This window comes from Enterobacter sp. CP102 (assembly GCF_025152625.1).
Taxonomy (GTDB): Bacteria; Pseudomonadota; Gammaproteobacteria; order Enterobacterales; family Enterobacteriaceae; genus Enterobacter; species Enterobacter soli.
On the sequence record NZ_CP104014.1, the window covers coordinates 765,656 to 776,888 of the forward strand.

The following is an 11,233-nucleotide window of genomic DNA, read 5'->3' on the forward strand; positions in this document are numbered from 1 at the left end:
TCATGGCAGATTACCAGGGCAAAAAAGTCGTTATCATCGGGTTAGGCCTTACCGGCCTCTCCTGCGTGGACTTTTTCCTCGCACGTGGCGTGACGCCGCGCGTGATGGATACGCGTGTCTCTCCGCCAGGTCTGGACAAACTGCCGGAACAGGTTGAACGCCACCTTGGTGGTCTGAATGATGACTGGCTGCTGGCAGCCGATCTGATTGTTGCAAGCCCGGGTATGGCGCTGGCGCACCCTTCACTGAGCGCAGCTGCTGACGCGGGTGTTGAGATTGTTGGTGATATCGAACTATTTTGCCGCGAGGCGCAGGCGCCTGTTATTGCCATCACTGGCTCTAACGGCAAAAGCACCGTGACCACGCTGGTGGGTGAGATGGCGAAAGCAGCGGGCATGAACGTGGGTGTCGGCGGGAATATCGGCCTGCCTGCGCTGATGCTTCTGGATCAAGGCTGCGAACTGTATGTTCTGGAGCTTTCCAGCTTCCAGCTGGAAACTACCTCCAGCCTTCAGGCTGCTGCCGCGACCATTCTGAACGTGACCGAAGATCATATGGACCGTTATCCGTTTGGTCTGCAACAGTACCGTGCCGCTAAGTTACGCATCTATGAAAATGCCAAAGTGTGCGTCGTCAATGCTGATGATGCACTGACGATGCCAGTGCGCGGTGCAGATGAGCGCTGCATCAGCTTTGGTATCACCATGGGTGATTATCATCTGAATCGCCAACTGGGTGAAACCTGGCTGCGCGTGAAAGGTGAGAAAGTGTTGAACGTGAAAGAGATGAAACTTTCCGGCCAGCATAACTACACCAATGCGCTGGCGGCACTGGCACTGGCGGACGCCGTTGGTTTGCCGCGCTCTTCCAGCCTGAAAGCACTGACCACCTTCACGGGCCTGGCGCACCGCTTCCAGCTGGCGCTGGAGCACAATGGCGTGCGCTGGATTAACGACTCCAAAGCCACCAACGTGGGGAGCACAGAAGCCGCGCTGAACGGTTTGCACGTTGATGGCACGCTGCATCTGCTGCTTGGCGGAGACGGTAAATCGGCCGATTTCTCATCACTGAAGCGTTATCTTTCGGGGGACAACATCCGCCTTTACTGCTTCGGCCGGGACGGTAGCGAACTGGCTGGACTGCGTCCGGACATTGCTGAACAGACCGGGACAATGGAACAGGCAATGCGCCTCATTGCTCCACGCGTGAAACCGGGAGACATGGTGCTGCTTTCTCCGGCCTGCGCCAGCCTCGATCAGTTTAAGAATTTCGAACAGCGTGGTGACGTTTTTACCCGCCTGGCGAAGGAGTTAGGCTGATGCGTTTATCTCTCCCTCGTCTGAAAATGCCGCGCCTGCCAGGATTTGGGATCCTGGCGTGGCTGTTTGCGGCACTTAAAGGCTGGGTGATGGGCTCTCGTCAGAAGGATAACGACAGCCTGATCATGTACGATCGCACGCTCTTCTGGTTAACCATGGGGCTGGCGGCGGTCGGTTTTATTATGGTGACGTCGGCATCAATGCCTGTGGGGCAGCGACTGGCGAACGATCCTTTCCTGTTTGCCAAGCGTGATGGTCTGTACATCATTCTGGCGTTCTGCCTGTCGCTGGTGACCTTACGCCTGCCGATGGAGTTCTGGCAACGCCACAGCACGGCGATGCTGATCGCCTCGATCATCATGCTGTTGATCGTACTGGTGGTGGGTAGCTCCGTAAACGGGGCATCGCGCTGGATTGCGTTTGGCCCGCTGCGTATTCAGCCTGCGGAATTTACCAAGCTTTCACTGTTCTGCTACCTGGCTAACTACCTGGTCCGTAAAGTGGATGAAGTGCGTAATAACCTGCGCGGCTTCTTAAAACCGATGGGCGTTATCCTGGTTCTGGCAGTTTTACTGCTGGCACAGCCTGACCTTGGTACCGTGGTGGTACTGTTTGTCACCACGCTGGCAATGCTGTTCCTGGCTGGCGCGAAGCTGTGGCAGTTCATCGCCATCATTGGCATGGGGATTTCTGCGGTTGTCCTGCTGATCCTCGCCGAGCCGTATCGTATCCGCCGCGTAACCTCATTCTGGAACCCGTGGGAAGACCCGTTCGGCAGCGGTTATCAGCTGACCCAGTCGCTGATGGCGTTTGGCCGCGGTGAAGTCTGGGGGCAAGGCCTGGGGAATTCCGTTCAAAAGCTGGAGTATTTACCCGAAGCGCATACTGACTTTATCTTCTCCATTATTGCGGAAGAACTGGGTTATATCGGTGTGGTACTCGCGCTTTTAATGGTATTCTTCGTCGCTTTCCGTGCCATGTCGATTGGCCGAAAAGCGCTGGAAATCGATCACCGCTTCTCAGGGTTCTTAGCCTGCTCAATTGGTATTTGGTTTAGCTTCCAGGCACTGGTAAACGTAGGGGCCGCAGCAGGTATGCTGCCGACCAAGGGCCTGACGTTGCCGTTAATCAGTTATGGTGGTTCAAGTCTGTTAATCATGTCGACGGCCATCATGTTGTTGTTACGCATAGATTATGAAACGCGTCTGGAAAAAGCCCAGGCGTTTACACGAGGTTCACGATGAATCAACCGAAGCGGTTAATGGTGATGGCAGGCGGTACCGGCGGACATGTGTTCCCGGGGCTTGCGGTTGCGCACCATTTAATGGATCAGGGCTGGCAGGTACGCTGGCTGGGAACCGCAGACCGTATGGAGGCCGATCTGGTACCCAAACACGGTATCGAGATCGACTTCATTCGTATTTCCGGGCTTCGTGGCAAAGGTATCAAAGCTCAGCTTCTTGCTCCGGTGCGTATTTTTAACGCCTGGCGTCAGGCGCGCACCATCATGAAGCGCTTTAAGCCGGATGTGGTGCTGGGGATGGGCGGTTATGTTTCGGGTCCTGGCGGGCTGGCCGCGTGGTCGCTGGGTATCCCGGTTGTGCTGCATGAGCAAAATGGGATTGCCGGGCTCACCAACAAATGGCTGGCAAAAATTGCCACCAAAGTGATGCAGGCATTTCCGGGTGCTTTTCCGAAAGCTGATGTGGTGGGTAACCCGGTACGCGTCGATGTGCTGGCGCTGCCGTTGCCCGATGCACGCCTGGCTGGGCGTGAAGGCCCGGTACGTGTGCTGGTGGTGGGCGGCTCTCAGGGCGCACGCATTCTTAACCAGACGATGCCGCAGGTTGCCGCAAAACTGGGGGATGCCGTTACCATCTGGCATCAGAGCGGAAAAGGCGCTCAGCAGACCGTTGAGCAGGATTATGTTGCCGCAGGTCAGCCGCAGCATAAAGTCACCGAATTTATCGATGATATGGCCGCAGCTTATGCCTGGGCCGATGTCGTTGTCTGCCGCTCTGGCGCGCTGACGGTGAGTGAAATCGCCGCCGCCGGTCTGCCAGCGCTGTTTGTGCCGTTCCAGCACAAAGACCGACAGCAGTACTGGAATGCGCTGCCGCTTGAGAAAGCCGGTGCCGCGAAAATTTTCGAGCAGCCACAATTTACCGCCGATGCGGTCGCCACCACCCTGGCGGGCTGGAACAGAGACGCATTGCTGGAGATGGCCCAACGCGCACGCGCGACCGCTATCCCCGATGCGACGGAGCGGGTGGCAAATGAAGTGAGTCTGGCAGCTCAGGCTTAACCCTCGCAGCGCGTGTTGCGCTGCACGATTTTTTTGAAGTAGTCGATGGCGTTTAGAGAATGAATACACAACAACTGGCGAAACTGCGTTCAATCGTGCCCGAGATGCGTCGCGTCCGGCACATTCACTTCGTTGGCATCGGTGGTGCTGGCATGGGCGGTATTGCCGAAGTGTTAGCTAACGAAGGTTACCAGATCAGTGGTTCCGACCTGGCTCCAAACCCTGTTACGCAGCAGCTGGCGTCGCTTGGGGCGACTATCTATTTCAACCATCGCCCGGAAAACGTGCGCGATGCGAGCGTTGTTGTGGTTTCCAGCGCAATTTCTGCGGATAACCCGGAAATTGTTGCCGCGCATGAAGCGCGTATCCCGGTGATCCGCCGCGCGGAAATGCTGGCTGAGTTAATGCGTTTCCGTCACGGCATTGCGATTGCCGGCACGCACGGTAAAACCACCACCACGGCGATGGTTTCCAGCATTTATGCTGAAGCGGGTCTTGATCCGACCTTCGTTAACGGTGGTCTGGTGAAAGCGGCCGGTGTACATGCGCGCCTGGGCCACAGCCGTTACCTGATTGCTGAAGCAGACGAAAGCGATGCATCGTTCCTGCACCTGCAGCCGATGGTGGCGATTGTCACCAACATCGAAGCTGACCACATGGATACCTACCAGGGCGACTTCGAAAATTTAAAACAGACCTTTATCAACTTCCTGCACAACCTGCCGTTCTATGGCCGTGCGGTGATGTGTGTCGACGATCCTGTGATTCGCGAGCTGCTGCCGCGCGTAGGCCGTCAAATTACCACATATGGCTTTAGCGAAGATGCTGATGTTCGCGTGGAAGACTACAAGCAAATTGGTGCGCAGGGGCATTTCACTCTGGCGCGTCAGGATAAAGAGTTGCTGCACGTTACGCTCAATGCGCCAGGACGTCATAACGCCCTGAACGCGGCAGCAGCGGTTGCGGTAGCCACTGAAGAAGGCATTGATGACAACGCGATCCTGCGTGCGCTGGAGAGCTTCCAGGGGACCGGGCGCCGTTTCGACTTCCTGGGTGAATTCCCGCTGGAAGAAGTGAACGGTAAAACGGGCTCTGCAATGCTGGTGGACGATTACGGACACCATCCGACGGAAGTGGACGCGACCATCAAAGCCGCACGTGCAGGCTGGCCGGACAAGAATCTGGTGATGATCTTCCAGCCACACCGCTTCACCCGTACCCGCGATCTGTATGACGATTTCGCTAACGTGCTGTCGCAGGTGGATACGCTGCTGATGCTGGATGTTTACTCCGCGGGCGAAACGCCTATCCCGGGTGCGGACAGCCGTTCATTGTGTCGCACTATTCGTGGTCGCGGAAAAGTTGACCCCATTCTGGTGTCAGACCCTGCCCTGGCGGCGGAGATTCTGGCTCCGGTTCTGACGGGTAACGATCTGATTCTGATTCAGGGTGCGGGAAATATCGGCAAAATCGCCCGTACCTTAGCCGAAATCAAACTGAAGCCGCAAACTCAGGAGGACGAGCGTCATGGCTGATAAGATTGCTGTCCTGTCTGGCGGCACCTCCGCCGAGCGCGAGGTTTCCCTGAATTCTGGCGCTGCCGTCCTGGCGGGCCTGCGTGAAGGTGGCGTCAATGCTCATCCGGTCGATCCGAAAGAGACGGATGTGACGCAACTGAAAGCGATGGGCTTTGATAAAGTCTTTATCGCGCTGCATGGCCGTGGTGGCGAAGACGGCACCCTGCAAGGGCTTCTGGATTTAATCGGGATGCCGTACACCGGCAGCGGCGTGATGGCCTCCGCGATTTCTATGGATAAACTGCGCAGCAAACTGCTGTGGCAGGGGGCCGGTCTTCCTGTCGCGCCGTGGGTCGCGCTGACGCGTCGTGATTTTGAAATGGGCCTGTCAGACAGCGTTAATACCCGCATTGCCGAACTAGGGTTACCGGTTATTGTAAAGCCGAGCCGTGAAGGGTCGAGTGTGGGGATGTCGAAAGTCGACAAAGCGCAGGATTTATCTTCCGCTTTAGCGCTGGCATTTCAACATGATGAAGAAGTTCTGATAGAAAAATGGCTCAGCGGGCCGGAATTTACCGTTGCGATGCTTGGTGAAGAAATTTTACCGTCAATTCGTATCCAACCCGCCGGAACCTTCTATGATTATGAAGCGAAGTATCTCTCTGATGAGACGCAATATTTCTGCCCAAGTGGTCTTGAAGCTGAACGTGAATCAGATTTACAGTCCCTGGTGCTTAAAGCCTGGAATGTTTTGGGTTGCCGCGGATGGGGACGCATTGATGTGATGCTCGACAGCGACGGGCAATTTTACTTGCTGGAAGCAAATACCTCCCCTGGCATGACCAGCCATAGCCTTGTGCCGATGGCCGCGCGTCAGGCGGGAATGAGCTTCTCGCAATTAGTTGTACGTATTCTGGACCAGGCGGGCTGATATGTCTCAGGCTGCATTGAACACGCGCAACCGCGATGACGAAGAAGAATATTCTTCTTCGCGGCGGAGTAATGGAACGCGTCTTGCAGGGATTATATTCCTGCTCGGTGTGCTGTGTACCGTGTTTATCAGCGGCTGGATGGTGCTGGGCTGGATGGAAGATGCGCAGCGTTTACCGCTCTCGAAACTGGCGGTAACGGGTGAGCGTCACTACACGCGTAACGATGATATTCGCCAGTCGATTCTGGCACTGGGCCCGCCTGGGACCTTTATGACTCAGGACGTCAATATTATCCAGAGCCAGATTGAACGTCTGCCGTGGATAAAACAGGCGAGTGTAAGAAAGCAATGGCCTGATGAATTGAAGATTCATCTGGTTGAATATGTGCCCATTGCGCGTTGGAATGATCAGCACATGGTTGACGTAGATGGAAATTCCTTCACCGTCCCGAGCGATCGTGTCAACAAGCAAAATTTACCGATGTTGTATGGCCCGGAAGGTAGCGAAAACGAAGTCTTGCAAGGTTTTCGCGATATGGGGCAGGTGCTGGCTAAGGACCGGTTTACGTTAAAAGATGCAGCAATGACGGCGCGCCGTTCATGGCAGTTGACGTTAACGAATGGCATCAAGCTCAACCTTGGCCGCGGCGACACGATGAAACGTCTGGCGCGTTTTGTAGAACTTTACCCGGTTTTACAGCAGCAGGCACAGACTGACGGCAAACGGATAAGCTACGTTGATTTGCGCTATGACTCAGGCGCAGCAGTCGGTTGGGTACCGGCTCCGGTCGAGGAACCTAATCAGCAACAGAATCAGGCACAGGTACAGGCAGAACAACAATGATCAAGGCGACGGACAGAAAACTGGTAGTTGGACTGGAGATTGGCACCGCGAAGGTTGCCGCTTTAGTAGGGGAAGTTCTGCCCGACGGTATGGTCAATATCATTGGCGTGGGCAGCTGCCCGTCCCGTGGTATGGATAAAGGTGGGGTAAACGATCTTGAGTCGGTGGTGAAGTGCGTACAGCGCGCCATCGATCAGGCGGAATTGATGGCTGATTGCCAGATTTCATCTGTCTATCTGGCCCTCTCTGGTAAGCACATCAGCTGCCAGAACGAGATTGGTATGGTGCCAATCTCAGAAGAAGAAGTGACGCAGGAAGACGTTGAAAACGTAGTGCATACGGCGAAATCTGTCCGTGTTCGCGATGAACATCGCGTGCTGCACGTCATCCCGCAGGAATATGCGATTGACTATCAGGAAGGGATCAAGAATCCCGTCGGTCTTTCCGGCGTGCGAATGCAGGCAAAAGTGCACTTGATCACATGTCACAACGATATGGCGAAGAACATCGTGAAAGCCGTTGAACGTTGTGGCCTGAAAGTTGACCAACTTATTTTCGCCGGTCTGGCGGCAAGCTATTCCGTGCTGACCGAAGACGAACGTGAACTGGGCGTCTGTGTGGTCGATATTGGTGGTGGTACTATGGACATGGCCGTTTATACCGGCGGTGCTCTGCGCCACACCAAAGTGATCCCTTACGCAGGGAACGTTGTGACCAGCGATATTGCTTATGCCTTTGGTACGCCACCGAGCGATGCAGAGGCGATCAAAGTGCGCCATGGCTGTGCACTGGGATCCATCGTTGGCAAAGATGAGAGCGTTGAAGTGCCAAGCGTAGGTGGTCGTCCACCACGTAGCCTGCAACGCCAGACGTTGGCAGAGGTGATTGAGCCGCGTTATACCGAGCTGCTCAACCTGGTCAACGAAGAGATTTTGCAGTTACAGGAACAACTTCGCCAGCAGGGCGTGAAACATCATCTTGCAGCGGGGATTGTATTAACCGGCGGTGCAGCGCAAATTGAAGGTCTTGCGGCCTGTGCTCAGCGCGTGTTCCATACCCAGGTACGTATTGGCGCACCACTGAATATCACCGGTTTAACGGATTACGCTCAGGAGCCGTACTATTCAACGGCCGTGGGCCTGCTTCATTATGGGAAAGAATCCCATCTCAGTGGCGAAGCAGAAGTGGAAAAGCGCGTATCAGTGGGGTCGTGGGTCAAACGACTTAACACCTGGTTGCGAAAAGAGTTTTAATTTTTTTAAGAGACCGGAGAGAATTAGCGGTCTCGGGCGACAGGCACAACGGAGAGAGAAATTATGTTTGAACCTATGGAACTGACCAACGACGCGGTGATTAAAGTCATCGGCGTCGGTGGTGGCGGCGGTAACGCTGTAGAGCATATGGTGCGTGAGCGTATCGAAGGCGTTGAATTCTTTGCGGTCAACACTGATGCACAGGCACTGCGTAAGACGGCTGTAGGCCAGACTATTCAGATCGGTGGTGGTATCACCAAAGGTCTGGGCGCGGGGGCTAACCCGGAAGTCGGCCGTAATGCAGCTGAAGAAGATCGTGAAGCACTGCGTGCTGCGCTGGAAGGTGCAGACATGGTGTTTATCGCAGCAGGTATGGGCGGCGGTACTGGTACCGGCGCGGCGCCTGTTGTTGCCGAAGTGGCAAAAGATTTAGGTATCCTGACCGTTGCTGTCGTAACGAAGCCTTTCAACTTTGAAGGCAAGAAGCGTATGGCATTCGCGGAGCAGGGTATCACTGAGCTGTCCAAACATGTGGACTCTCTGATCACTATCCCGAACGACAAGCTGTTGAAAGTTCTGGGTCGCGGTATTTCCCTGCTGGACGCTTTTGGCGCGGCAAACGACGTGCTGAAAGGCGCGGTTCAGGGTATCGCTGAACTGATTACCCGTCCTGGTCTGATGAACGTTGACTTTGCAGACGTTCGCACCGTGATGTCCGAAATGGGCTACGCGATGATGGGCTCTGGTGTGGCGAGCGGTGAAGATCGTGCAGAAGAAGCGGCTGAAATGGCTATCTCTTCTCCACTGCTGGAAGATATCGACCTGTCTGGTGCGCGCGGCGTGCTGGTCAACATTACCGCTGGCTTTGACCTGCGTCTGGATGAGTTCGAAACGGTGGGTAACACCATTCGTGCGTTCGCTTCTGACAACGCGACTGTGGTAATCGGTACTTCCCTTGACCCGGAAATGAACGACGAACTGCGCGTGACTGTTGTTGCCACCGGTATCGGTATGGACAAGCGTCCTGAGATTACCCTGGTGACCAACAAGCAGACTCAGCAGCCAGTGATGGACCGCTACCAGCAGCACGGTATGGCTCCGCTGACCCAAGAGCAGAAACCGGCCGCGAAAGTGGTAAATGACACGACTCCGCAAACAGCGAAAGAACCAGATTATCTGGATATCCCAGCGTTCCTGCGTAAGCAAGCTGACTAGGAATTGGCTGGAATTTGGGGATTTTCGCTCTTTGTGCTAAACTGGCCCACCGTTAGTGATATACACTCTCGGTTGGATAGTTAATTTGGCGAGATTATACGATGATCAAACAAAGGACACTTAAACGTATCGTTCAGGCGACTGGCGTCGGTTTACATACCGGCAAAAAAGTCACACTGACGTTGCGCCCTGCGCCGGCCAATACCGGGGTCATCTATCGTCGCACCGACTTGAATCCACCGGTAGATTTTCCGGCTGATGCCAAATCTGTGCGTGATACTATGCTCTGTACTTGCCTGGTGAACGAGCATGACGTGCGGATTTCTACCGTAGAGCACCTGAATGCCGCCCTGGCGGGTCTGGGTATCGACAACATCATTGTTGAAGTCGATGCGCCAGAAATCCCGATCATGGATGGTAGTGCTGCTCCGTTCGTTTATTTGCTGCTGGATGCTGGCATCGAAGAACTGAACTGCGCGAAGAAATTTGTTCGCATCAAAGACACCGTTCGTGTCGAAGATGGCGACAAATGGGCTGAATTCAAGCCGTTCAATGGTTTCTCGCTGGACTTTACCATCGACTTTAACCATCCGGCGATTGATGCCAGCACTCAGCGTTATGCGATGAACTTCTCTGCTGATGCGTTTATGCGTCAGATCAGTCGTGCTCGCACGTTTGGCTTCATGCGTGATATCGAATATTTGCAGTCCCGTGGCCTGTGCCTGGGCGGCAGCTTCGATTGTGCCATCGTTGTTGACGATTATCGCGTACTGAACGAAGACGGCCTGCGTTTTGAAGATGAATTCGTTCGTCACAAAATGCTGGATGCAATTGGCGACCTGTTCATGTGTGGTCACAACATCATTGGTGCATTTACCGCGTTTAAATCCGGTCATGCACTGAACAACAAACTGTTGCAGGCAGTCCTGGCAAAACAGGAAGCCTGGGAATATGTGACCTTCGAAGACGAAGCAGAGCTGCCTCTGGCGTTCAAAGCACCAAGCATGGTTCTGGCGTAACGGTTCACACCGTTTCGTAAAAAAATCGACTGGTTAACCTGGTACTCTCTCCGACCAGGGAGACCAGTCGTTTTTATTTTTACCCTTCTTCATTTTTGCCTCCAGTCCCTTAATCCTTTGCCATACGTTGAAAATCTGTGCGTTAGCTGCATTCTTGACCGTTTTTCCCCGCGGCGATACGTCATTCCTGCTGATGTGCTTTGGCTTTAGTGGTAATATCTGGGCGCTAAAAAGAATAACTGAACTCAGCCTGTACAGGCTGGCTTATGTGGTGGAGCAAGTGAGCGGAATACTGACGCGCTGGCGACAATTTGGCAGACGTTACTTCTGGCCGCATCTCTTATTAGGGATGGTCGCGGCGAGTCTCGGCTTGCCTGCACTCAGCAACAGCGCTGAAGCGGCGACTCCGACAAAGACCACCACCACAAAACACGACCTCTCCACGCGGGTTAATTTTACTAACCTCGCGCTGCTTGAAGCGAATCGCCGGCCAAATTTCTCGGTTGATTACTGGCATCAGCACGCCATTCGTACGGTTATCCGTCATCTTTCGTTTGCCATGGCGCCGCAGGCAATGCCTGTGGCCGAAGAAGCGCTGCCGGTTCAGGCCCAACATCTCGCGCTGCTGGACACGCTCAATGCGCTGCTGACGCAAGACAGCCAGCCGCCAGTCATCGTCCGCGAGCAGGCAAAAAACCGTTTTGTTCCTCCTGCCACGTTTATCGTCTCTGCCTGGATTAGCCAGGTTCAGGGCATCCGTGCCGGGCCTCAACGCCTCAGCTAAATTAACGCTTTTTCAATACCTTAATTTATTTGCCCGCAATGGGGCG

Annotated in this window: 10 protein-coding genes; all 10 read left to right on the forward strand. The window is 54.6% G+C overall.

The genetic code is table 11. The annotated features are described in order from the left end of the window. Nucleotides 1-2: 2 nt before the first annotated feature. The 10 genes from murD to secM all read left to right on the forward strand — a co-directional run bounded on the left by murD (nt 3) and on the right by secM (nt 11,187). Entirely contained in the window at nt 3-1,319 is a 1,317-nt protein-coding gene (murD, locus tag N1249_RS03625; RefSeq protein ID WP_259834662.1) for a UDP-N-acetylmuramoyl-L-alanine--D-glutamate ligase, read from the forward strand. Continuing rightward, nucleotides 1,319-2,563, forward strand: a complete 1,245-nt coding sequence (gene ftsW, locus N1249_RS03630) for a cell division protein FtsW (RefSeq protein ID WP_014068899.1) — start codon at nt 1,319-1,321, stop codon at nt 2,561-2,563. Before murD ends, ftsW begins: the two co-directional genes overlap by 1 nt. Then, nucleotides 2,560-3,624, forward strand: a complete 1,065-nt coding sequence (gene murG, locus N1249_RS03635) for an undecaprenyldiphospho-muramoylpentapeptide beta-N-acetylglucosaminyltransferase (RefSeq protein WP_259834665.1) — start codon at nt 2,560-2,562, stop codon at nt 3,622-3,624. Before ftsW ends, murG begins: the two co-directional genes overlap by 4 nt. Before the next feature lie 59 nt (nt 3,625-3,683). Beyond that, a complete protein-coding gene (murC, locus tag N1249_RS03640; RefSeq protein ID WP_259834668.1) occupies nt 3,684-5,159 on the forward strand; it encodes a UDP-N-acetylmuramate--L-alanine ligase in 1,476 nt (491 codons plus the stop codon). Further along, the gene (locus N1249_RS03645) at nt 5,152-6,072 is read left to right on the forward strand and encodes a D-alanine--D-alanine ligase (protein WP_259834670.1); all 921 of its coding nucleotides are present in this window, start codon (nt 5,152-5,154) and stop codon (nt 6,070-6,072) included. The genes murC and N1249_RS03645 overlap by 8 nt, the downstream gene beginning before the upstream one ends. 1 nt (nt 6,073) lies before the next feature. Further along, complete coding sequence (gene ftsQ, locus N1249_RS03650; protein WP_259834673.1) at nt 6,074-6,916, forward strand: cell division protein FtsQ; 843 nt, start codon at nt 6,074-6,076, stop codon at nt 6,914-6,916. Further along, entirely contained in the window at nt 6,913-8,169 is a 1,257-nt protein-coding gene (gene ftsA, locus N1249_RS03655; RefSeq protein ID WP_010426970.1) for a cell division protein FtsA, read from the forward strand. The genes ftsQ and ftsA overlap by 4 nt, the downstream gene beginning before the upstream one ends. A 63-nt stretch (nt 8,170-8,232) precedes the next feature. Then, nucleotides 8,233-9,384: a cell division protein FtsZ gene (gene ftsZ, locus N1249_RS03660; protein WP_131633946.1), complete on the forward strand. Its 1,152-nt coding sequence runs from the start codon at nt 8,233-8,235 to the stop codon at nt 9,382-9,384. Between the two features lie 101 nt (nt 9,385-9,485). After that, a complete protein-coding gene (gene lpxC, locus N1249_RS03665; protein ID WP_259834678.1) occupies nt 9,486-10,403 on the forward strand; it encodes a UDP-3-O-acyl-N-acetylglucosamine deacetylase in 918 nt (305 codons plus the stop codon). Between the two features lie 280 nt (nt 10,404-10,683). After that, nucleotides 10,684-11,187, forward strand: coding sequence for a secA translation cis-regulator SecM (gene secM / locus N1249_RS03670; protein ID WP_259837980.1), 504 nt, complete (start codon nt 10,684-10,686; stop codon nt 11,185-11,187). Nucleotides 11,188-11,233 lie beyond the last annotated feature (46 nt).

Bases quoted from the DNA above. Each gene is read 5' to 3' on its own strand.
- ftsA (WP_010426970.1), top strand. From the start codon at position 6,913: ATGATCAAGGCGACGGACAGAAAACTGGTAGTTGGACTGGAGATTGGC.
- lpxC (WP_259834678.1), top strand. From the start codon at position 9,486: ATGATCAAACAAAGGACACTTAAACGTATCGTTCAGGCGACTGGCGTC.
- murG (WP_259834665.1), top strand. From the start codon at position 2,560: ATGAATCAACCGAAGCGGTTAATGGTGATGGCAGGCGGTACCGGCGGA.
- ftsZ (WP_131633946.1), top strand. From the start codon at position 8,233: ATGTTTGAACCTATGGAACTGACCAACGACGCGGTGATTAAAGTCATC.
- N1249_RS03645 (WP_259834670.1), top strand. From the start codon at position 5,152: ATGGCTGATAAGATTGCTGTCCTGTCTGGCGGCACCTCCGCCGAGCGC.
- murD (WP_259834662.1), top strand. From the start codon at position 3: ATGGCAGATTACCAGGGCAAAAAAGTCGTTATCATCGGGTTAGGCCTT.
- ftsW (WP_014068899.1), top strand. From the start codon at position 1,319: ATGCGTTTATCTCTCCCTCGTCTGAAAATGCCGCGCCTGCCAGGATTT.
- ftsQ (WP_259834673.1), top strand. From the start codon at position 6,074: ATGTCTCAGGCTGCATTGAACACGCGCAACCGCGATGACGAAGAAGAA.
- murC (WP_259834668.1), top strand. From the start codon at position 3,684: ATGAATACACAACAACTGGCGAAACTGCGTTCAATCGTGCCCGAGATG.